A 21389-nucleotide genomic window follows, 5' to 3' on the forward strand; every position below is an offset into this window, starting at 1 on the left:
TTGTCAGTTGATTGATATGCTGTTACACTTTAGTCAGGATATCGAAAAGGGGAATGCGGGATGATGGGTTTAGAGCATATTCATCAGGCAAGAGAGAGGATTGCCAAGATCATCAAGCGAACACCGTTGATGTGTTCAAACACGATAGATGAGAAGATTGGAAATCAATTATTTTTAAAATGTGAGCACTTGCAAAAGACGGGATCATTTAAGTTGCGTGGTGCTTCCAATAAGGTTATTTTTGAAGCGGAACATAATGCCAGGTATGTCGTTGCAGCCTCATCCGGAAATCATGGACAGGCAGTGGCCTATATTGCCAATCAGCTAGGTTTGAAATCTACCATTGTGGTGCCGGAAAATGCTGCAACTTGTAAGCAAGAGGCTATTAAGGCCTATCACGGTGGGGTGGAGTTTTGTGGGTTTACCTCAGGAGAGAGAATTGAGCGGGCAAAGCAAATTTGTGAAGACGAACAAGCTGTATTTATTCCGCCTTATGATGATCCGTTGGTGATAGCAGGGCAAGGAACGGCAGGACTTGAAATCTTGGAACAACTCGATCAGATTGATGAGGTGTATGTGCCGATAGGTGGGGGAGGACTAATCTCCGGTATAGCAACAGCAATCAAGGAGTCGAACCCGCGAATTCGGGTGATTGGAGTAGAACCAACTCTTGCGAATGACACCTATCTTTCTTATCACAATGGAAAACGCATAAATATTGGCGTAACGACAACGATTGCTGATGGGCTGCGAACTTCCATCCCAGGGGAATTGACGTTTCCGATTGTTCAAAAATATGTCGATGAGATTGTACTAGTGGAAGAAGAGGCGATAAAGAGGGCATTTACCCTTGTGTTTACAAGGATGAAGCAGGTGATTGAGCCTTCTGGAGCCATTTCTATTGCCGCAGCCATGGAGAGTGGTGCTAGAGGGAAAAGGATCGTAGCGCTTGTTTCCGGAGGAAATGTAGATACTGCAGTGATTCCATCTTTATTAATTGAATAAAGCTTGTCATATAATTCCGTCGATGGACATACCGTGATAGTAAAGAGGAGGGGTGTTCATGGGGCGGATTTTTATTTTAAGAAGAAGAAGTTTACTTTTTATGCTACTGGTGGCTGCCTTTGTTATTGGAAGTGGCACCTATATTTATGATTTTTTCTGGAACAGCGAACCGGTAGCCAGTAAGGTGAAAGCGGAGAAGGAATTCTCCATTATTACGACGGAGTACAAGGCGAATATGGAGGATGGACGGGTCCTTGAGGTCTATCGCTGGAACCCCGGGATGATCGTGGTGGAGAAAGGGGATAAGGTAACCCTAAATATTCTAGGTGTTCAGGGGAACATGCACCCTTTTGAAATCAAAGGACTAGGGGTCAAGGGAGAAGTGAGAAAAGGAAGGGAAACAAAAGTTACTTTTATTGCTGATCAAGAAGGAACTTTCCCCATTATTTGCCAGACCCATTCAGGGGTAGAATCCAATGGACCGATGGTTGGATACATCGTCGTTGACTAAAAAAATACAAAAGGCTGTTCCGGGTAGAATTCGGACAGCCTTTTTTAAACCTACTTTTCCTTAAAACGCTTCTTTAGTGAAAAACCAATTCCAGGGACAAGGATTGTTCCAATAATACAAAGGATAATTCCCAACATACTTGCTTCGGCAATCGCGATTCCTATTCCGCATAGAAATAAAGCAGTAAGGATGGCGAGTACAAGAGATACTTTCTGCCAACTAGTCACTTCCTTCACCTCTTTTGCATTATAACATTCGGGAAAAGAAGAATCACCAGCAATAGGTTATCACTGATGATTCTCATTGCTCTGTTCAATTTTTTTGCCAATCTCTGCGACTAAAGCGGCTAGTGAGGTGTAATCCGATTCATCAAAAGCAACAGCGGTATTACTGGTTACCGTCAACTTGCCAAGCACATCTTCAGCAGAACTTGGGATCTCGACTTGCAATATTGCTTTTCGAGCCATGGATTCGGGAACCTGGTCACCTGCTGCAGCCTTTAAAAAGTAATGGGGATCCCCGGACCTTTCCAGTAAATATAGTCCGACCCACTCGAAATGAGATACATGCTGTTGGAGTCTATGTACAAGATGATCGAATGCTTTTTGGTCCATGATCGGCATTTGATGAACAGCCGCGATTAATTCTAATGAAGCGATGTCAGCGGCCATGGACATCTTCAGTTCCTCCGTTCTTCTATCATTTACTTGATAACATTGTAACAGAAAACGTTCGCGAAATATTGTAGTAACATTAGGAAGTCCAGTTAATCACACACAATTCATCGTGTTCTACGTACAATATTTAGTAGGAATTTCTCAATGGGGGAAGGAAAATGGAAGAATGGATGAAAAAGGTTTTCCTGGCCTTATCCAAAAATCAAAAGCTGAACAAGTGGGCCAAAAAATGGGGCCTGCGTTTTGGCGCAAATCGGGTGGTTGCCGGAGAAACAATTGAGGAAGCAATACAGAAGGTGCGTGAACTCAATCAAAAAGGCGTGTGCTGTACGTTAGACCACTTGGGGGAATTTGTTTTTAGTGAACAAGAAGCGGGTGAGGCTGCCGATTATTGCATCCGAACCTTAGAGGCGATTCATGTGTCAAAGGTAGATTGTAACTTATCGCTCAAGTTAACCCAGCTTGGCTTGGATATAGATAAAAATTTATGTTTGAAACATATGCGAAGAATTCTGCAGGCGGCAAAGGATCGGAAACTTTTTGTCCGAATTGATATGGAAGATTACGCCCATAATCAGGTGACCTTGGATATTTTGCGTGAGCTTCGGCGTGACTATTTAAATGTTGGAACGGTGATCCAGGCGTATTTGTATAAAAGTCAGGAAGATGTGCGAAGGCTTGGCAAAGAGCGGGTTGGACTGCGGCTGGTGAAAGGGGCATATAAGGAATCCGGTACAGTGGCTTTTCCAAATAAGGCAGATGTCGATGAAAACTTTAAAAAGCTAATCTCCCTTCACCTAGCTAGCGGGTCCTACACAGCGGTTGCGACACATGATGACGCTATCATTGAATATACCAAAGCACTGCAAAAGGAAAAAGGATATTCTTTAGAGCAATTTGAATTTCAAATGCTGTATGGGATTCGGGCAGCCACTCAATTCGAGTTGGCAAAACAAGGTTATCGCGTGAGAGTCTATGTCCCCTTTGGAAACGATTGGTACGGCTATTTCATGCGCCGATTGGCAGAACGCCCGGCAAATGTAGCCTTTGTATTGAAAAGTTTTTTCCGGAAATAAGAGGGACGCTGAGATAGATTATTCGCCCATTCACATGAAGTTTTCACCCGTTTGCTTTTTGTGTGCACCGTTGAACATGATACAATGGAGTGAAAATAACCATGTGAAAGAGATGAGAGTTGTTAATGGAAGTAGGACAGGTGATTCTTGTAACGATAAAGAGACTTGGCATCAACGGGGAAGGGGTTGGCTACTACAAAAAGAAGGTCGTCTTCATCAACGGGGCCCTTCCCGGGGAAGTGGTTGTCGCCGAGGTTAAAAAAGTTGAAAAAAACTACGCAACAGCCGAGCTGGTCCGGGTCAAGGAGAAATCAACCGATCGGGTGAAACCGGGCTGCCCGGTTTATGATCAATGTGGAGGGTGCCAGGTTCAGCACTTGAGCTATCCGGCCCAGCTGCGCGGTAAAAAGGAAATCGTGATCGAATCCTTTCAAAAATACTTTGGCTCGGACAAGCTTCCGGAAATCCGGGAAACGGTTGGTATGGAGCATCCGTGGAGCTATCGAAATAAAGCCCAACTCCAAGTCGGAATGGCAAATGGAAAAGTAGTAACAGGCCTTTACGCCGCAGGCACCCATCAGCTGATTGATATCTCGGGCTGCCCGATTCAGCATCCCAAAACAAATGAAATGGTGAAGACAACCAGGGATGTTTTACAACAGCTAAACATTCCCATATATAATGAAAGAAAACGCACGGGAGTTGTCCGCACGGTGGTCGCCAGGGTTGGCTTTGAAACAGAAGGAGCGCAAATTACCCTGGTCACAGCGGTCGATGAGATCCCTCGGGTTAAAGAGCTTGTCTTGGAGATGCGTTCCCGGTTGCCCTATGTACAGAGTATCATGCAAAACATCAACAACAAGAAAACCTCGTTGATTTTCGGAGAGAAGACCAAGACATTATGGGGCAAGGAAGCCATTGATGAGAAGTTGGGGGAAGTGGAATTTTCCCTGTCACCTAGGGCCTTTTTCCAACTGAACCCAGAACAAACGATCAAACTGTATAACTTCGTTCGGGAAGCCGCTTTACTCACGGGAAAAGAAACAGTGGTGGATGCCTACTGCGGAGTAGGGACCATTGGACTATGGCTGGCCCCAGATGCCAAGGAGGTTCGAGGGATTGAAGTCATTCCCGATGCCGTTAAGAATGCCAACGAAAACGCCGACCGAAGCGGAATCGCGAATGCCCATTTTTTCACAGGAAAAGCAGAAGAACTCTTGCCAAAATGGGTGAAAAGCGGCTTTAGGCCAGATGTTGTTGTCGTGGACCCACCACGAACCGGCTGTGTCGACAAACTCCTGCAAACCCTAATTGAAATCAAACCGAAACGCATTGTCTACGTATCCTGCAACCCCTCAACCCTGGCCAAGGACTGCCGAACTTTGCGCAAAGCCTTTGACGTGAAGTGGGTGCAGCCTGTGGACATGTTTCCACAGACGAGCCATGTGGAGTGTTGTACGCTGTTGGTCGGGAAAGGGAGCTAAACATTAGTTGTGAATTCTATAACTAGCAGAATAATCAAAAAGAAAAAGGCTGATATCCTACATCTATGGGATAACAGCTTTTTTATTTATGTATGGAAGAAAAGCGGGATCGATTTGAAACCACTATTAAACTCCTGTACGCTTCCTCTGGTTGTTTGGTTTCTTTGTTTGTTGACTCTTCATTTTGTGTGTGGTATTTGACATGTTTGTCATTGGATTTCCTGATGCACTTTGGAGTTTCTTATTTTCCATTTTTTGCTTAATCGCCTCTTGCAAGCTAATCTTTCTTCTTTCCGTTGTTCCATTTTCTTTATTATCAGACATAACGCTCTCCTTTTCCATGTCCATAATGTTTAATATTATATCCATTCATTTTGCTATTATATCAGTTCCAAATAATTATACGAAACCAGTATTCCATTACTCCATTGGGTTTTTGAAGTAAGTTCGAATTTCTTCTAGCGAAGGGTTAAATACCTGAATTTCATATGCACTTTATCTAAATTTCTATATTTGAAAGGAATACAGAAGGGCATTGTTGAAGGTTATTTAAAAGAGCCGTTTGATTAAGGGGTGAATGAATCCATGGGAAAATGGGTTTCAATATTTTTGCTCGTTAATGTAGCGTCAGTCATTGTCTTTTTTGCTTTAAGCCTTATTCTTCATCTTTCTGGGGATAATGGTCTTATTGTGTTAATTGGTTTGGTTATCTCTATTCAATGTTCATTCATAATTACACTCTTATTTTATCAAATTGAAAAGATAAAAAGGAAAAGATGAAGTTTTAAATTATTATGAGTAAAAACAAGAAAGGGGAACTAAAATGACAAACCAAAATAAGGAGTTGTCACCAGAACAGATCGAAGAACTAATTAGAACCCTGAAAGCCCGTTTTGAGAATAACATGGACCGCCATGAAGGTCTTGAATGGGCAAAAATACAAGCTAAGCTTGAAGTTAATACTGAAAAACTGTGGTCGCTCAATGAAATGGAGCAAACTGGCGGTGAACCGGATGTTGTTGGCCATGATGAAAAGACGGATACATACATTTTTTACGATTGTTCAGCGGAAAGCCCTAAAGGTCGCAGAAGTGTTTGTTACGACCGTGAAGCGCTAGATTCAAGGAAAAACCACAAACCTGAAAATAACGCTATGGATATGGCAACTGCCATGGGCATTGAACTTTTAACGGAGGATCAATACCGGGAGTTGCAGAAGCTTGGAGATTTCGATAGGAAAACATCGAGCTGGGTGCAAACCCCTGCTAATATTAGAAAACTCGGTGGGGCCATCTTTTGTGATCGTCGTTACGACACTGTCTTTGTATACCACAATGGAGCAGAATCTTATTATGCTGCCAGGGGTTTTCGTGGCTCGCTAAGGGTCTAGATTTTGAAGTGAAACGCTGAACGGACAAGAAGAAAAGAAAAGGGGGGAGCACAATGTCGATTATGTTAGCGCTACTAGTTCTCATACTAGTCTTTTTTTTAGCTTTTCTTATTGCAAGAAAAAGCAATATATCAGGTACAAAATTCATGTTGCTGGGATTAAGTTTAATTCTAGTCGGTGGAATTATTGCGGTCGATGGGAATTCTGACTTAGGGGGATTTGAATACCTCATTGTGTTTATAGGTTTAATATTTTCGGTTATAGGTTTTGGGAAAGAAAATTAAACAGGGAGTTATATGGTTCAAGAGTATATAAATTAACGAGATAGGATGGTAAAGTGTTGAATTTTGTTATCATTTCATCTTCCTTACTGTTTTCAACGGTTGTATCTGTTCGGATATTAAAAAAGAAACACAATAAATGGATAAGCTTGTTATCAGCGATTATTTTAAATACGTTGATTTTAATAGGAGCAACATGGGTATTATATAGTCTGAATGATGAAGCCAAGATATTTGGTTTTGGGCATTCAGGTCTTTATGTCTTGCTATTTGCTATTCCCATTATCACTTGGATTAACTTTTTAATTCTTTCATTTATAAAGAAAGGGTTATAATAAGAGGATTGAGGATTGTGGATAAATGCAAATTAAACTGTGGGGAGTTTGTGAATAAGTTGTGGATAATGTCAATATAATTGAAGGCAGCATCAACGAATTAAAGGATGTATATCAACAATTTACACAAGACTTTGCTGTGGATGAATTAAAAGGTTATGCACAGCTTGAGTTTTTATTGACCCAAAAGGGTTATAAATTGCTGTTGGCAAAAGATAGAAAAACGAACGAGACAATTGGATATGCTTTTATCTATGTATTGCAACATGTAAAAGCGATTTGGCTTGATTATATGGCGATCATGGAAGGGTTCCGAAATGCTGGCTACGGGACAACTTTGTTTAATAAAATGGTTCAGTATAATCAGGATGGACTCGGTTTATTTGTTGAGGTTGAACTTCCTACAGAAGGACCCGACAAGGAAAATCAAATAAGAAGAATCAATTTTTACGAAAGACTTGGAGCTAAACGCCTGCACATCCCATACGAATTCCCGACAAATCATGGCGGATTTCCCATGTACCTCTATTTTAAACCTAATGTTCACGTGATACCCAAGAAGCTAATTCAAGAATCACTAGCTGAGGTTTTTGAAATTATACATTCCGACGTATTAAACAGGAATCAAATACTACAGAACATCCTGCCAAAAGTTAAAGATGAATATTTTAAATAATCCTGTTGGCCGTACCAAATGAGATACAGCCCCATTTGGTTAACCCATCAACAAGAGGGATTTATTCCAAGGGAAGAAAAATATGAATAGTTGTCCCTTCAGCAATTTGAATAGTAGCTTAATTTCCTCACATTAGACATGCCTCTATGGCATTTTAAACAGCATTATGAGAGTTTATAAAATAGCAAATCAACCGCTTCAGCAAACTCCCCCATACACATTTTCCGGGAATATCTCCTCGGCTTCGAAATAAATTTCGACCACATCGATGAAGGCTAACATTTACCTGTAGCTTCTCAAATAAAAAATGGGTTCATTTCATATGCTAGTACCTAAATTTTTCCGCAGACAACCTAAAACAGATGGGCAGCCAGACGAGTATAGTAAATAAAGGAGAAAATTTGAAGGAGATAAATGAAAATGAACCCACAACAATTTATGGACGTCATTGCTCCTATTGCTGTTTTGCTGCGAAAAGAAGGTTCCCCCATTTTCCCTAGTGTGCGAATTGCACAGGCAGCGCTTGAAACAGGTTGGAAAATACCTGAATCCAATAATCTAGTCGGCAGAAAGGTCGGGAACGGTCAGACGACCCCTTATTGGCATGGTAGATATATAATGAAGGATACATGGGAGATGTACGATGACAAACGTACGGATATAGCAGCAGCATTCCGAGTATATGATACGATAGAGGATTGTTTTCGTGATCAAGACCTTCTGTTTGATACCACTCGATTTAAGCAAGTGAGGGAAGCCACTACTCCGGAAGATCAAGCAGTAGCACTATATAAAAGTGGTTATGCAACGGATCCGGCATACCACCAAAAGATCATAAATTTGATGAGTAACTTCAACCTGAAAGAATACGACAAGTGGAGTGAAGAATATATGTTAAAAGTTGAGGATGCGAACAAGATTATAGACTTTTTAAAAGCTGGTTGGAAGGTCACTGAACAGTATCCTGAAGCACGAAAAGAATTTAATCGACTTGCCAACGAGTTGCGTAAGGCGTCAGGCCAAGAACCGCAATAGTTTTTATAAACAATTAAAATAAGCTGTTATCCTTTAATCTAGGAAAACAGCTTGTTTTATTATGTATGGTGCCTCTTCGAGGACTTCTGATAATATTCATCAAAGAATTTTCCGTTATCTATCAAGATTTGAAGCCCCTCAAGAGCAATGTGGACAATTTGTTAATTATAAGATTATATTGTGGATTAAATGTTGATAAACTGTTGATAAATTTAGGAACCAGGTGGACAAAATGTCGTTCACTTGGTTCCTTTTTATTTGAGCTACGTCTCTAGCAACATGGTGCCTTTTTTCTTATAGTTGGTATGCCAAGAAAAGGCCTTCTCCAACACGTGGGGGGTCTGACCCTGCCGCCCAAAAGCTTCCTCAACGTATTGGTACATCTGCGGACGGTATTGAGGGTGCATACAATTTTCAATGATTTGATATACTCGCTCTCTAGGCGCCAGCCCCCGAAGGTCGACATAGCCTTGTTCGGTGACTAATACATCAACATCGTGTTCCGTGTGATCGACATGGGTAACAAACGGAACAATGCTGGAGATTTGCCCGCCTTTTGCAGTAGATTTAGTCACAAATACAGCGATCTTTGAGTTCCTGGCAAAATCACCGGAGCCGCCAATTCCATTCATCATATATGTTCCTGATACATGCGTCGAGTTGACGTTACCATAGATATCAGCCTCGAGAGCCGTATTAATGCAAATAATCCCTAATCGACGAATAATCCCAGGGTGGTTTGAGATTTCCTGCGGACGTAAAATAATTCGATCTTTGTATCGATCAAAGTTACGAAATACCTCTTCGAGTTTTTTAGCAGATAAGGTAATGGAGCTAGCAGAGGCATATAGAGCCTTACCTGAATCAAGTAGATCAAAGACCGAATCCTGTAAGACCTCGGAGTAAATTTCCAGTTCCTCAAACTCCGAGTCAATTAAGCCGCCTAAGACTGCATTGGCAATCGTCCCTATACCTGCTTGAAGTGGAGCTAATTTATTTGTTAAACGCCCTTTCTTTATTTCTTCACGAAAAAATGCAATGAGATGGTTAGCCATTTGTTTTGTTTCTTGATCTGGTGGCGCGATTGTTGATGGCGAATCCGTTCGATCTGTTAGAACAATCCCCCGTATCTTTTCGAAGGGAACCGGGATCCCGATGGTGCCTAAGCGCTGGTTCCCCTGGATTATAGGAATGGGCTGTCGACCTTCGTGTTTTCCAACGCTATAAATATCATGAACCCCTTCAAGGGACAAGGGTTGTTTCATATTTAATTCAATAATAACCTCTTTGGCATGTTCAATAAAAATGCTCGAATTACCCACAGATGTCGTGGGAATGATGAGACCGTCTTCGGTAATTGAATCTGCTTCAACAATGGCGAAATCAATAGGCGGAAAGACGCCATCGCGTATGTATTCGGCAGTCATCGATAAATGTTGATCTACAAATAAAATTTCCCCATCATTGATTTTCTTCCGCATAGCGGGTTCGGCCTGAAAGGGAAGACGTTTATTTACAATACCAGCTTCAGCCATTAATTTATCAATATCGGAACCGAGGGATGCCCCCGTCATTACATTTACTTTTAGGGATATATTTTCTTTTTTTACTCGCTCAACAAGAGCAAGCGGGATTTCTTTAGCATCTCCTGCCCGGGTAAAACCGCTAAGTCCAAGTGTCATCCCGTCTTGGATCCATCCAGCAGCCTCATCTGCGGAAACAATTTTATCATGTAAAACGGTTGCCTTTAATCGTTCGGATAGCATGAGTTCCCCTCCAATTCTGTTTGAAATTACGTGAAGGTGTTCTTATCTTTTCCAATAATGATGGAAAAAACATTTTATTTGGGACGTCTTTTAAGCAAATCAAAAAAGCTGTCTCCTTCAAAAAGTGAAAACAGCTTTATTTCTTATGTATAGTGCTTCTTAGTTGACTTCTGGTAATATTTCAGCAAAGGTGAGAATGAACGTAGTAGAAAATATTGTATGGTGGAGCCCTCTTCGAGAAGTACTGATTTAGCTACTACTGAAGAATCTGATCTACCAACAAAAATGATTATAATTTGGACTCTCAAAAAAAGCAAAGGTAATTTTCATTCCGTTACTTATCATGGCTTTAGCACCTTCTTCAAGAATAACGTGGATAAGTTGTGGATTATAATATCGAATTGTGGATTAAATGTTGATAAACTGTTGAACTAGACTGTCGTTGAATGATGAATTAAAACCTTTCCGAAGGAAAAGTTTTTGGGTAATTTGCGCCTTTTCGCCTATATCATGACCGGGTTTCTGTACATATACTCCCATTAGGGAGAGGATGCCATGAGAATGATTAATGTACAGTATATCCCTCTGAAAAAGCTGAAACCAGATGGATCGTATAAAATGAATAAGAGCATTCAGAAGCTCCGTAATTTAATGTTAGATTGCATGTACATTGTTGCGGTTAAGAAAAACAAAAAGAGCGGAAAATATATTGTTGTCAGTGGCCATGATCGGTATGAGTATCTGAAAAACCATACGACCAATAAATACGTACCTTGTATTGTTGATGAAGGTAAAATTTCCAAAGGGGTAAAGTCATTAATTCACCGTTTCCCTGGTATTGATCAAGATCAATTGGTTCCTGCAAGCGTGAAGATCATTCAAACTTATATAAAGCAGGATCCCCGGTTTTTCAAATTGCCATATAGCCAGCAATTAAGAGTGCTCCTCCTAGCCCTACGCTATAAAAGGACGGTTATTAACTCGATGAAAGCAAGGGTAGATGAATGGAGTGCCAAATAAAGGAATCAAGTGACAAAACCAAGTTCACTTGATTCCTTTTATATTTTTCATCATTTTGATAAAAGCTCTGTACGTTCATTTAATTTTGCGAGCAGACACTCGCCTTGAAAAGGAAATTTGAAAAGGCTACGATAAGAGTGATCCATTTCATTTTGAAAGGAGAAATATGCTATGCCGAATATACAAATCCCTGTTTCCGTTTTAAATTTAGTTCCCATCCGCGAAGGGCAGGGGCCTAAAGAAGCCATTGATGCTATGGTGGATTTGGCGCAGGAAACGGAAAAATTGGGATATAAACGTTATTGGATTGCTGAGCACCACAATACCCGAACTCTTGTCAGTTCAGCGACTTCGATTTTGATAAAGCAGACCTTGGAACATACAAAACATATCCGTGTGGGATCCGGAGGAATTATGCTTCCAAACCATTCTCCACTAGTCGTTGCGGAGCAATTCGGAACGATGGCGACCATTTATCCCGATCGGCTGGATTTGGGACTTGGACGAGCACCGGGTACAGATATGAGGACAGCAAGTGCACTGAGGAGAGCCCAACACGAATCGGTTTATACTTTTCCGGATGATATCAAATCCCTGTTAAGATATTTTGGACCCGAAGAGGAGCAAGGTTCTGTGAGGGCTTTTCCTGGTGTTGGAACGGAAATTCCGATTTATGTCCTTGGTTCGTCAACGGATTCCGCTTTTTTGGCAGGGGAATTAGGATTGCCCTACGTGTTCGCTTCCCATTTTGCCCCTAGACAAATGAGGGAAGCCATTTCTATTTACCGAAACAAATTTAAGCCATCTCAATATCTGGATGCTCCATACATGATCGTATGCCTCAATGTTATAGCAGCCGAAACGGATGAAGAAGCAAAACGCGAGATGACAACCACACAGCAATTTTTCTTAAATGTTGTGAGGGGTTCACAGACGTTTTTGCGTCCGCCAGTCGAGGACATGGATCATCTTTGGAGTCCACAGGAAGAAGCGGTCGCAACATCGATGAGCAGTATGACATTTATGGGAAGTAAGGATTCCGTGCGTCAGCAGTTAATGGACTTCCAGGAGATGTTTCATGTTGATGAAATAATGGCTGTTACTTACATTTATGATCAAGCGAAACAAATACGGTCATATGAAATCTTCAAAGAAATTGTGGATGGTAGGTAAAGTGGTGGAACTTGATTAATGCGATAATTTTATTCATTGTTGCCGGTCTAGCTGAAATCGGGGGAGGGTATCTAGTCTGGTTATGGATTCGTGAAGGAAAACCGCTTTGGTACGGGTTCGTTGGAGGTGTGATCCTAGTTATTTATGGTATCATCCCCACCCTTCAGAAGTTTCCCACATTTGGCAGGGTATATGCGGCCTACGGCGGTGTATTCATTATTCTCTCCATCTTATGGGGATGGGGGATTGATAAAAAGACACCGGATATCTATGATTGGATCGGATCGGTCATCTGCATAATTGGGGTTTCTATTATATTGTGGGGACCAAGACATTAGATGGTCGATGAAGACCAAAATGCATTTAAAAATTGAGAGAAGTGGTCATCATAAGGTCGCTGAAGACCGAAATGCAAACCCACGAGAATGATCTTCATAAGACAGGTACCCAGACAAAAATAGAGAAATGTCCTTCATGGTCGCGCAGTACCGCTATGAAGAAAAAATTTCTCTATTTTCCAGGGGTAAACTATGAAACTACTATTATCTCTTTCTAAAAAAACGATCACAGTAACTCTTTAATGCATCCAAGCTAATTTTGTAGAAATCAAGCTCCCCAACTTCTGTACGCTGCATGGCATCTATTTTCGAGAACAATCGCCGCAGGCGATGATCTTCGGCGGATGCCCAGAATTGGATCTGCTTAACCTCCTTATTGTCTTCGGAAACGAAGGCCGTGAAATACTTCAACCCCCGCAGAAATAAGGGAGTACTTCGAAGAGAGCTTTTGCAAAAGGCAACTTCAATTTGGCATATGTCCTTGTCCTGATAATCATTCGCACCCGTTCCGTAGACATAACCAAGTGCACCTTCCAAACGGTGCTCCTCTTCATCCACACAGAGTATGACTTTTCCAAATAGAATAGGGCTGGTGATAAAACTAAGCTTCATAGCAAAATCATAGGGTAAATTTAATTCGCTGTGATGTTCTAGTAAAAACTTGAGGTAATTGTCAAATGTGCTCGAATATTCACTTACAAAAAAATGCAAGGACATCTTATTTCGGTTGTACTCTTAAGGTGTCATAGACTTTAACAATTCTTCCAAAACCGGTTCCTTTTCCGTTTTTAGATCCAAAACCAATTGGTGGTATCATAAATTTCCCTCCTTTTTAAGTTACTTACCAGTAATATACCATACCACTTCTTTCCAAACAATCATTTTTAAGGTTTTTATATTGAAAATCTCTCTAGAAATGCAGTTAAATGATCTATTTTGACACTGAATCTATGAATATCGTCTTCCGTATAAATAGGTTCGGCAAACTTAGAGTATAATTTTTGCAAATAGTGGTTATCGACAGATGCATTGAACTGAAAAAACAGTGTATCCGAAGCTTCTTGACTTATCCTATCAACCAGTTGCTGGAAGCCTCGGACAAATGCGGTCGTTTTTCGCTTCTCGAGGGCGAGAATTACCGCATCAATAAGAACAATATGCCGGTCCTCAAACTCTTTCTCAGGGGTCCCATAGTAATAGCCAGACATTCCAATCAAATTCCCCGATGCATCTAGGATTTGGATCAAATGCCCATTTACAATATAACCATGCAGGGCAGTGACCGCATCGATCGTATTAAAATCACGTCGAAAATCCAGCCGATGTTCCAAAAAGAAAATGCCCGTTTTGGCGAAATCATCGTCAGTTGTACATTCCTTTAACTGTATGTTCATAATGTATTCCCCCTAATTCATTCGTTGGGTGAGCGTTTGTTCCACTGCCTCCATCACTTGTGGATAATCTTTCGTCAGTTCAAGGAACCATTCCCTACGTAGGGAAAGCAGTACGGTGGTTTCGGTTGTAATAATGCTTGCCGTTCTAGGAATGTTCTTCAATAACGCAATTTCACCAAAATGATCTCCCTCCTGTAAAACAGCGACGCGGCGATCCCCATCCGGGAATTGCTTTCTCACCTCAACACTTCCCCTTGCGATAAGATAAAATTTGTCTCCTTCATCTCCCTCACGGACGATCATTTTCCCGCGTTCATAGGTTTCTGACGTGAGCAAGGTTGCTAAGTGTAGGAGGGGTTCTTTCTCCAACCCTTGAAAGATTGGAATTTTCCCCAATCGCCGTACATCCACCTTCGCATGCATGCCATCTAGTGAAAAGCTAAAGCCTGCCTGTTTTTCCCACATTTCAAAGTATAATCCGCCAAGATCCAACAACTCCTTATGTGAACCTATTTCTACGATCCGCCCATCATGAAAAACGAAGATGAGGTCCGCGTGAACAATCGACGACAAACGATGGGTAACGGAAATAGTTGTCGTGGTTCCCTTAAGACCTTCAATGGTCTGATTAATATGACCCTCTGTAGACGGGTCCAATGCTGAGGTCACTTCATCCAAGAGAAGGATCTTTGGTTTTCGCAGCAAGCTTCTGGCAATCGATAAGCGTTGACGCTGGCCACCTGACAGGCTGGCCCCCTCCTGAACAATCGGAGTATCATACCCTTGCGGCCATGCCATAATGGTCTCGTGGATATTGGCTGCCTTGGCAGCGGCAATCATCTCTTCTTCAGTTATTCCGGATCGACCCATCTGCAGATTTTCCCTGACCGTGGCGTTAAATAGAAAGGTATCTTGGAAGACGACACCGACTTGCTCCCGAAGGCTTTTCTCACTCATTTTTCGTAAATCCACCCCGTCGAAGGTGATCGAACCTTCTCTTGGATCATAAAACCGCATCAGCAGCTGTAGGGCAGTGCTTTTGCCCGAGCCGCTTGAGCCGACAAAGGTGGCAAAACTACCTGCAGGAATATGAAAGGAAACATTCTTTAATATATCGGGACCGTCCCCGTATCCGAAGGTTACATTATGCATGCAAATCTCATCAACAAGCGGGAGCATGTTTACAGGATTGTCCACATCTGATACGGTAGGATGTTCATCCAGAAGTTCGCTGACTCGTTCAAAGCTAATGTTTGATTCAATCATCGCGGGGATGAAAAAGGTTAAGTGAAACACCGATTGGCCGACGCTCATAAACAAAGTAAAAAAGGCCACAAATTCACCGATGCTAAGCTCGCCACGAAAAATAAGAAATCCACCAAAGCCGATCATAATTGCATTCAATACCATAAGGGAGGTCATAGGAATCCGTTCTAGCAGCGAATTCATAAAGTTTTTACGAAGTCCTAGGGCAAATAAGGCATGGATTTGTTTTCGGGCCCGCTCAATGAGAATTTCTTGAAGATGTAAACCTTTGATTGTTTTATGACCTTTCAATGACTCATCAATCGTGCTGGCGAAGTCTCCCTCAGCCTCCTTAACCACGCGGTTGGCTGTTTCGGCTTTTCCTTGGATGATTCGGGGGCCAATGAACAACAGACTTGAGCCAATCAGAACAGCCAATGCGAGTTTCCATTGCAAACTGAACAATAATCCCAAACCAAGGAAAACGGTGATGCCCTCCTTAAAACCAAGGGGAAAGATCGCCCCTATGACACGCTCAATAGACAGCAGATCAGAATTAAACCTTGTCGTAATATCTCCAACTCGATGGCGGGAGAAAAAATCCAAACTTTGCCTTTGTAACTTTGAAAATAACTCGATGCGAAGTTCTCGCAACAGATATCCGCTTAACTTGGCTACTAAATAATCCCCGCTGGCTCCAGCCGCAATATTGAATAGACCACTGAAAACGAGCAATGACAGGATGAGGATAAAAGCCTGTCCATCCTTAGGAACAAAAGCGTAGTCAACCAAATATTTTAGGCTCAATGGAGCCGCAACGGCATAACCAACTTCAATTAGAATACTTGCTATAAATAATAAGTACAGGAATTTGAAAGGGGTCAAATACCTGCGGATGATTCTGAGTAAAATCAATGGATCGCATACTCCCATAAAATCCGACATGCATTACTCATTTGGCCCAATCACCCGATTTTGTGTATCCGGTTTTTCCCCTTTAGCTATGATCTCAAACAATGTATCTCTCCAACTTTGGGAGAGTAAGGTACAATTTGCTAATTCCTTTACTTCCTCAAGCTTAGTCTTGTGATTGCCATGTATTAGCTGATTGCAGCGCTCAACCGTCCATTCTGGATAGGGTCGCTCGATAAGTTTAAGCGTATCCCCATCCTTTATGTAACCAGTTTTAAGCACCCGAAGGTACCAGCCGGTACAGCCAGTGTTTTGAACGCGCAACGTCAAATCTTTGATTTTCCAACGACGAGCCAACTTCCAGCAGGGACGTCTGGGCTGTGATACCTGGACTATCACTTCACCCATTTCATAGGTATCTCCAATGCATACATCCGCTTCTGTTAAGCCTGCAACGGTAAGATTCTCTCCAAATCCCCCGAATGGAATATCTGGCAACCCTAGCTGTCCTTGCCAAAAGGGATAATGGGCAGAGGCATAGGCCAATACGGCCTTCTCTGGACCACCGTGGTGTTCCAAATCAGCCTGCTCGTCCCCCTCCAGATTGGTTTCCCCTAGCCAGATTGGTCCTTCTACTTTCTCTTTAATAATAGCGCTTGTCCACATGCGATCCATCGGACTCGTAGCCTCATCTGAAGTACCTAAGGATTTTGGTTTACCAACTTGAATGGACAAAACGATTGGATTGGTCACAACTGCACCTTCTTCTACATTTATTCTGGATGATATCATTATATAGCAACTTAAAAGGCCTTACCCTGGTAAAGGGGTCAGACCCCGTTTCCAAGGTAAAGCGTTAAAAAAGTTGAATCTGGGATGTGAATAATTTGAAACGTTTTTATCGAGGTTCTAGAAATGGTGGAAAAGTTAGCATTACTTTTGGTGACATCGATCTTCCCGTTCCATCCCCATCGGCATCGATTTGTAGATCAATAAATAATGGCTGGCCATCCGAATACTCAAGACTAACATTAATTTTATCATCTGTTGTTGCGGTTATATTTGGAATTGTGACGGTACGGCCATCTTGACCAATCATATCTTCAGTTAAAGGTGTGTCAGGTTCCACCTTTCCATAAACGCCGCCCAATATACGATTTTCTTCGGGTAAAGTAATCACGAGTGTTCCATTGTTAAGATCTTCTTGGGGTTCAATTTCAATTCCTATAAAGCCTGCCATATCATCCGAGTTATAAACAAAGTCAACTACACTAACCACTGGCGCCTCTGTTGGAATAGATTCTACACCTTGTTCCTTCACAGCAAGGATGTTTGCACTGATCGACCGCTCTTTAGTTAATGAAACAAAAGAAATGTCAAAGCTTGCCTCTTCCGTACCAGAGTCATCTGTCATCTCAAGGCCATCTTTAATCACATAATAGGTATAGTTTCCATCTGGAGATTTGATGATAGAAGCTTCTTCTTCATCAACTGTAAGGCGGCCAATTTTATTAGCGTCTTCAGTTGGAACTTGGACCACCACGCCGAACTTGATTGGTTCACCTAATTCACCGATATCAGCTCCAGGGGCCGCGGTAACAGTTACAGTTTCTACCTTGTTTTTACGGGTGTTGATCTCTTTTGCCTCTTGATCGCCTTCCGCCCAACTAAGTGAAATAAGGTCAGAGGAAATAAGTTCATTAACATTAATCCGCAATTCAAGCGGATTTGAAATAACCTTCGAAACACTTTCCTCATCAATTGCCGCAAATGCGGGAATAACCGAAGCAGTAGTAATAAGGGCAGAGAGTATCGCAGTACCAACTAACTTGGGGAACAACATCTTTTTCATCCTAATCCTCCATATATATTATTTTTCAGAGCTACTAGATAACCCGTATAAGAAAAGGTCAACAATCTGTGCAGCTAGATTTTCGGGGTCCTTTTGCCCTGATAGAAGCAACGATTCTGTTATCTGCATGATGACACCAACTAGACTTTCGGCCACAAATGCCATATCCACATTGGAACGGAAATAGCCGGCAGACTGTTCAGCCAACAGATTTTCTGTAATCTGGATAGTAAATTTTTCCTTTATCTGCTTGGATTCCGGGGATATAAAAAGGCCAATTCGGGTTAAATCCTTGTTTTCCAAGAAAAATTCAAATATATTTTTTAGGGATTCTCGGATCCGGGTAGATAGTTCATTGAAATGGATTCCTACCCCTAACCGGCTTTTCTTTGTTAGATCCTGCAAGCGGGATTGAAAGAGATTCTCTAATTCTTTGAAAATCGCTTCTTTGCTTTCAAAGTATAAATAAAAAGATGGTTGGGTAAGTCCAACTTTACTAACAATTGAGCTTATTTTTGCCTTATGATAGCCATGTTGCGAAAATTCCCTTGTTGCAGCTGTAATGATTAGTTCACGGCTTTTTTCCCCAACAGCCCCCATTCTTCTTCCTGGTCTTGCCATAGTCATTAACCCCCTAAAAAAATCGCTAAAAATATAATACTGCAAAATAATATTACTTTCGAGTATTATTGGGGGTGGGGAAAGGTTGATTGGAAGATCTTCTCTTTGCACCCATTGGCAAAATTCAAATTATATCGACATATTTAGCTGGTAATCACCATTATAATAGTAAAATATTATCAGTATCAACTATTTTTCTGTTATTTCACAGGTCTTTTATCCTATAAATTAGAAAAAAGAATTAGACCTTTTATATACATAAACATAAGAATCTGGGCCACATGGATCATTTGGTCAAGGAACAACCCCCATCCTAAAGGATTTAATCTCTTATAGATTCCGAGCGGTTTGGCCTTCGCGTAGTCTGCTACAGCATGTACGAGAAAAAGAAAAAACACATCATAAAGGTTACTAGAAATCCCGGCAAACCATGCAACTACAAGGATCGTTCCAGTCCAGATGCCAGCATGGCTGGCAAGCAGGATGATATTTTTTCCTTTCATCGTTGCAAGAAAGCTCCCTTGTAGGGGGTAGTCTGCTAACAGGTGAGCAAAGAGTAAAAGTAAGAAAATCATTAAAACCCCCTCCTTTCCTTCTAATAGTGGACTTCGAAAACGTCAATAGGTTGGCTTTTCCCTTTGACGGTGATCTTTCCTAGGGAAGACATGGAGATCTTATCGTCTGTGGAGTTAACCTGTTCAAAAACTTGCCGGCTAATAATAATTTGATTTGGTTTGGCGTTTGACTCTAGACGTGCGGCAAGATTGACGTTATCTCCGATTGCCGTATAATCGAGGCGCTGCATTGCTCCGATATTTCCAACGACCGCATCGCCACAATGAATCCCGATCCCAAAAGCTACAGTTCTCCCATACTTTTTTTCGATCTCCTTTTGAATAGTAAGAGCACTTTGTTGAATTTGCATGGCTGCCTTTACCGCTTGCAGTTCATGGTTTTCTACCGTCAGTGGAGCATTGAAGATTGCCATGACGGCGTCGCCGATAAATTTATCCAATGTTCCTCCATTTTCAAAGATGGCCTTCGTAATCTCTGAAAAGAAACTATTTAGTACGTCAACAACCTCTTCCGGTGATAGTTTCTCAGACAATGGGGTGAATCCGCGTATATCCAAAAATAGAATAGAAATGTCTCGTTTAACCCCGCCCAATTTGATATTATCCTCGCCCACACGCAAAATTTCTTCCACAACCTGCGGGGCGACGAAACGCCCAAATAATCTCGTGACCTGCTGCCGTTCTTTTCGTTCTGCATAATAATGATAGCCAATTTGCGTGGCAAAAGAGAGAAACAGGCCGAATAGGGGCCCCGCTACTGTAAGAACAAGACGCTGAAATTCAAGCAAATAAAGGGCTAGGAAAGCATACCCAGCAGCTACGAACAGGGCCAGGGCTATACCATATTTCAAAGGGAAACGGCTGGCCAAGAACTGTCCTAAAAGGATTAACAACAGAATCCAAAGCAAATCCCATCCAAGTGGAGTGATAAACCGGTCATGCAGCAGGGCATCCATAATATGGGCATGGGCCTCGACTCCGTCCATTGCACTTGCTACAGGGGTCGGATAATGATCGAAAAGTCCAACTGCTGTTGGGCCAATGATCACTAAGCGGTCTTTGAGTTGATCTGCGGGAATCCTTCCTTTGAGTACATCCACATAGGAATAGACGGGATAGCTAGATGCCTTTAGATATGGGATTGACCAACGATTCAATGGGTCCAATGGAACAGAAGCCTGATTCACGGGAAATCCTGTGTAGCTTTCGACGGCGGCTTGGTCAATAGAAGGGATGATGGTTCCCTGGTAGGAAAAGTGGTGCAGTGCTTTTCTCAGACTGCCATCATGATCCGGGATCACATTGATATGACCCTGTGCAAATGACTGAAGGGCTGGAATCGGTTGAACGATATTTTCTGCCAGGATCTGTTGGTTTTGCGAGCGGGCTGAAAATTGGGCATATTCAGCAAGGACAACGCCTGGTAATTTCTCCATAGCTTTCGCCAACCTTTTATCGTGCTCGGGATTCTCACTAGCCTCAGAAAATAGAACATCAAACACGGTTACGCGGGGTGGGGAAGCGGCAAGCTTTTCAATTAAGTTTGCATGAACTTCCCGACTCCAGGGCCACCGTCCCAATTCTTTAATCGATGAATCATCAATAGCAATAATGGCAATAGCTGGGTCTGGCGATTGAGCACTGGACCATCTCATTCGCAGATCATAACTTATATTATCCAACGATTGAAAAAAACCAATCCACTGAAGAAGGCTGATAAAAAGGAAAACAATGATGGCAATGGAGCCATGGCGAATGATTTTTGTCAAAAGGGTTACCTCGTTTCCTATTTAGATAGCGGTTCTCTCTCCGTCTATACCCCTTGACGGATCGAAGATCCCTTAAAACCCTCATTTAGGAACGTCTGTCCGTGAGCCTTCGAAAATAGGGGGGATTTCCTGCAAATAAGGGATTTACGGAGCTGTAGATTTATTGTGAATTAACCGGAGAATTTCCGCCTATTATTCCAATGCTCGGGTTTAGGGGGAAAATAAGCGAAGAATCTCCGATTATCGTCAAGAAA

The 21389-nt window shown here is 41.9% G+C and carries 24 protein-coding genes; 12 read left to right on the forward strand and 12 right to left on the reverse strand.

What is annotated here, in order from left to right:
* The first annotated feature begins 60 nt into the window (after positions 1-60).
* Both J2Z37_RS00790 and J2Z37_RS00795 read left to right on the forward strand, forming a co-directional pair.
* Entirely contained in the window at positions 61-1005 is a 945-nt protein-coding gene (locus J2Z37_RS00790; RefSeq protein WP_209807958.1) for a threonine ammonia-lyase, read from the forward strand.
* A 58-nt stretch (positions 1006-1063) separates the two neighbouring features.
* The gene (locus J2Z37_RS00795; RefSeq protein WP_209807960.1) at positions 1064-1516 is read left to right on the forward strand and encodes a cupredoxin domain-containing protein; all 453 of its coding nucleotides are present in this window, start codon (positions 1064-1066) and stop codon (positions 1514-1516) included.
* 50 nt (positions 1517-1566) lie between these two features.
* On the opposite strand, the gene J2Z37_RS25385 is transcribed toward J2Z37_RS00795, so the two are convergent.
* A complete protein-coding gene (locus tag J2Z37_RS25385) occupies positions 1567-1743 on the reverse strand; it encodes a DUF5325 family protein (protein WP_342453758.1) in 177 nt (58 codons plus the stop codon).
* 60 nt (positions 1744-1803) lie between these two features.
* On the reverse strand, positions 1804-2193 hold the full coding sequence (locus J2Z37_RS00805) for a hypothetical protein (RefSeq protein WP_209807964.1): 390 nt from the start codon (positions 2191-2193) through the stop codon (positions 1804-1806).
* Between the two features lie 158 nt (positions 2194-2351).
* On the opposite strand from J2Z37_RS00805, the gene J2Z37_RS00810 reads away from it, so the two are divergent.
* Together J2Z37_RS00810 and rlmD are read left to right on the forward strand one after the other, a co-directional pair.
* Complete coding sequence (locus J2Z37_RS00810; protein ID WP_209807966.1) at positions 2352-3269, forward strand: proline dehydrogenase family protein; 918 nt, start codon at positions 2352-2354, stop codon at positions 3267-3269.
* A gap of 125 nt (positions 3270-3394) precedes the next feature.
* A complete protein-coding gene (gene rlmD, locus J2Z37_RS00815; protein ID WP_209807968.1) occupies positions 3395-4753 on the forward strand; it encodes a 23S rRNA (uracil(1939)-C(5))-methyltransferase RlmD in 1359 nt (452 codons plus the stop codon).
* 126 nt (positions 4754-4879) lie between these two features.
* Here rlmD and J2Z37_RS00820 read toward each other — a convergent pair whose 3' ends face one another.
* Positions 4880-5077: a hypothetical protein gene (locus J2Z37_RS00820; RefSeq protein WP_209807970.1), complete on the reverse strand. Its 198-nt coding sequence runs from the start codon at positions 5075-5077 to the stop codon at positions 4880-4882.
* Between the two features lie 499 nt (positions 5078-5576).
* On the opposite strand from J2Z37_RS00820, the gene J2Z37_RS00825 reads away from it, so the two are divergent.
* From J2Z37_RS00825 to J2Z37_RS00845, 5 genes are all read left to right on the forward strand, one after another.
* A complete protein-coding gene (locus J2Z37_RS00825; protein ID WP_209807973.1) occupies positions 5577-6143 on the forward strand; it encodes a DUF4256 domain-containing protein in 567 nt (188 codons plus the stop codon).
* 53 nt (positions 6144-6196) lie between these two features.
* Entirely contained in the window at positions 6197-6427 is a 231-nt protein-coding gene (locus J2Z37_RS00830) for a hypothetical protein (protein ID WP_209807974.1), read from the forward strand.
* Between the two features lie 56 nt (positions 6428-6483).
* Positions 6484-6759, forward strand: coding sequence for a hypothetical protein (locus J2Z37_RS00835; RefSeq protein WP_209807975.1), 276 nt, complete (start codon positions 6484-6486; stop codon positions 6757-6759).
* A 61-nt stretch (positions 6760-6820) separates the two neighbouring features.
* Positions 6821-7435, forward strand: coding sequence for a GNAT family N-acetyltransferase (locus J2Z37_RS00840; RefSeq protein WP_209807976.1), 615 nt, complete (start codon positions 6821-6823; stop codon positions 7433-7435).
* A gap of 420 nt (positions 7436-7855) precedes the next feature.
* Positions 7856-8470 carry a glycoside hydrolase family 73 protein gene (locus J2Z37_RS00845; RefSeq protein WP_209807977.1) on the forward strand — a complete coding sequence of 205 codons (615 nt, stop codon included), beginning with the start codon at positions 7856-7858 and terminating at the stop codon, positions 8468-8470.
* Positions 8471-8733: 263 nt separating this feature from the next.
* Here J2Z37_RS00845 and scpC read toward each other — a convergent pair whose 3' ends face one another.
* A complete protein-coding gene (gene scpC, locus J2Z37_RS00850) occupies positions 8734-10236 on the reverse strand; it encodes a succinyl-CoA:acetate CoA-transferase ScpC (protein WP_209807978.1) in 1503 nt (500 codons plus the stop codon).
* A gap of 555 nt (positions 10237-10791) precedes the next feature.
* On the opposite strand from scpC, the gene J2Z37_RS00855 reads away from it, so the two are divergent.
* The 3 genes from J2Z37_RS00855 to J2Z37_RS00865 all read left to right on the forward strand — a co-directional run bounded on the left by J2Z37_RS00855 (position 10792) and on the right by J2Z37_RS00865 (position 12767).
* Positions 10792-11256 carry a ParB N-terminal domain-containing protein gene (locus J2Z37_RS00855; RefSeq protein WP_209807979.1) on the forward strand — a complete coding sequence of 155 codons (465 nt, stop codon included), beginning with the start codon at positions 10792-10794 and terminating at the stop codon, positions 11254-11256.
* Positions 11257-11427: 171 nt separating this feature from the next.
* Positions 11428-12429: an LLM class flavin-dependent oxidoreductase gene (locus J2Z37_RS00860; RefSeq protein ID WP_209807981.1), complete on the forward strand. Its 1002-nt coding sequence runs from the start codon at positions 11428-11430 to the stop codon at positions 12427-12429.
* Between the two features lie 11 nt (positions 12430-12440).
* Positions 12441-12767 carry a YnfA family protein gene (locus tag J2Z37_RS00865; RefSeq protein ID WP_209807983.1) on the forward strand — a complete coding sequence of 109 codons (327 nt, stop codon included), beginning with the start codon at positions 12441-12443 and terminating at the stop codon, positions 12765-12767.
* Positions 12768-12971: 204 nt separating this feature from the next.
* On the opposite strand, the gene J2Z37_RS00870 is transcribed toward J2Z37_RS00865, so the two are convergent.
* From J2Z37_RS00870 to J2Z37_RS00905, 8 genes are all read right to left on the reverse strand, one after another.
* Positions 12972-13379: a hypothetical protein gene (locus J2Z37_RS00870; RefSeq protein ID WP_209807985.1), complete on the reverse strand. Its 408-nt coding sequence runs from the start codon at positions 13377-13379 to the stop codon at positions 12972-12974.
* 281 nt (positions 13380-13660) lie between these two features.
* On the reverse strand, positions 13661-14161 hold the full coding sequence (locus tag J2Z37_RS00875; RefSeq protein ID WP_209807987.1) for a hypothetical protein: 501 nt from the start codon (positions 14159-14161) through the stop codon (positions 13661-13663).
* A 12-nt stretch (positions 14162-14173) separates the two neighbouring features.
* Positions 14174-16321, reverse strand: a complete 2148-nt coding sequence (locus J2Z37_RS00880; RefSeq protein ID WP_209807989.1) for an ABC transporter transmembrane domain-containing protein — start codon at positions 16319-16321, stop codon at positions 14174-14176.
* Positions 16322-16354: 33 nt separating this feature from the next.
* Positions 16355-17110: an MOSC domain-containing protein gene (locus J2Z37_RS00885; RefSeq protein WP_209807991.1), complete on the reverse strand. Its 756-nt coding sequence runs from the start codon at positions 17108-17110 to the stop codon at positions 16355-16357.
* A gap of 106 nt (positions 17111-17216) precedes the next feature.
* Positions 17217-18170 (reverse strand): hypothetical protein, encoded by a 954-nt coding sequence (locus J2Z37_RS00890; protein WP_209807993.1) that lies wholly within the window; start codon positions 18168-18170, stop codon positions 17217-17219.
* Between the two features lie 18 nt (positions 18171-18188).
* Entirely contained in the window at positions 18189-18791 is a 603-nt protein-coding gene (locus J2Z37_RS00895) for a TetR/AcrR family transcriptional regulator (protein ID WP_245203470.1), read from the reverse strand.
* A gap of 221 nt (positions 18792-19012) precedes the next feature.
* A complete protein-coding gene (locus J2Z37_RS00900; RefSeq protein ID WP_209807995.1) occupies positions 19013-19366 on the reverse strand; it encodes a DUF3307 domain-containing protein in 354 nt (117 codons plus the stop codon).
* Between the two features lie 20 nt (positions 19367-19386).
* Positions 19387-21135 carry a CHASE2 domain-containing protein gene (locus tag J2Z37_RS00905; protein ID WP_209807997.1) on the reverse strand — a complete coding sequence of 583 codons (1749 nt, stop codon included), beginning with the start codon at positions 21133-21135 and terminating at the stop codon, positions 19387-19389.
* Positions 21136-21389 lie beyond the last annotated feature (254 nt).

Source organism: Ammoniphilus resinae (genome assembly GCF_017873965.1).
Classification (GTDB): domain Bacteria; phylum Bacillota; class Bacilli; order Aneurinibacillales; family RAOX-1; genus Ammoniphilus_A; species Ammoniphilus_A resinae.

Coding starts and splice junctions, on each gene's coding strand:
- J2Z37_RS00790 (WP_209807958.1), top strand. CDS start 61: ATGATGGGTTTAGAGCATATTCATCAGGCAAGAGAGAGGATTGCCAAG.
- J2Z37_RS00795 (WP_209807960.1), top strand. CDS start 1,064: ATGGGGCGGATTTTTATTTTAAGAAGAAGAAGTTTACTTTTTATGCTA.
- J2Z37_RS00805 (WP_209807964.1), bottom strand. CDS start 2,193: ATGTCCATGGCCGCTGACATCGCTTCATTAGAATTAATCGCGGCTGTT.
- J2Z37_RS00810 (WP_209807966.1), top strand. CDS start 2,352: ATGGAAGAATGGATGAAAAAGGTTTTCCTGGCCTTATCCAAAAATCAA.
- rlmD (WP_209807968.1), top strand. CDS start 3,395: ATGGAAGTAGGACAGGTGATTCTTGTAACGATAAAGAGACTTGGCATC.
- J2Z37_RS00820 (WP_209807970.1), bottom strand. CDS start 5,077: ATGTCTGATAATAAAGAAAATGGAACAACGGAAAGAAGAAAGATTAGC.
- J2Z37_RS00825 (WP_209807973.1), top strand. CDS start 5,577: ATGACAAACCAAAATAAGGAGTTGTCACCAGAACAGATCGAAGAACTA.
- J2Z37_RS00830 (WP_209807974.1), top strand. CDS start 6,197: ATGTCGATTATGTTAGCGCTACTAGTTCTCATACTAGTCTTTTTTTTA.
- J2Z37_RS00845 (WP_209807977.1), top strand. CDS start 7,856: ATGAACCCACAACAATTTATGGACGTCATTGCTCCTATTGCTGTTTTG.
- scpC (WP_209807978.1), bottom strand. CDS start 10,236: ATGCTATCCGAACGATTAAAGGCAACCGTTTTACATGATAAAATTGTT.
- J2Z37_RS00855 (WP_209807979.1), top strand. CDS start 10,792: ATGAGAATGATTAATGTACAGTATATCCCTCTGAAAAAGCTGAAACCA.
- J2Z37_RS00860 (WP_209807981.1), top strand. CDS start 11,428: ATGCCGAATATACAAATCCCTGTTTCCGTTTTAAATTTAGTTCCCATC.
- J2Z37_RS00870 (WP_209807985.1), bottom strand. CDS start 13,379: ATGAAGCTTAGTTTTATCACCAGCCCTATTCTATTTGGAAAAGTCATA.
- J2Z37_RS00875 (WP_209807987.1), bottom strand. CDS start 14,161: ATGAACATACAGTTAAAGGAATGTACAACTGACGATGATTTCGCCAAA.
- J2Z37_RS00885 (WP_209807991.1), bottom strand. CDS start 17,110: ATGATATCATCCAGAATAAATGTAGAAGAAGGTGCAGTTGTGACCAAT.
- J2Z37_RS00890 (WP_209807993.1), bottom strand. CDS start 18,170: ATGAAAAAGATGTTGTTCCCCAAGTTAGTTGGTACTGCGATACTCTCT.
- J2Z37_RS00895 (WP_245203470.1), bottom strand. CDS start 18,791: ATGGCAAGACCAGGAAGAAGAATGGGGGCTGTTGGGGAAAAAAGCCGT.
- J2Z37_RS00900 (WP_209807995.1), bottom strand. CDS start 19,366: ATGATTTTCTTACTTTTACTCTTTGCTCACCTGTTAGCAGACTACCCC.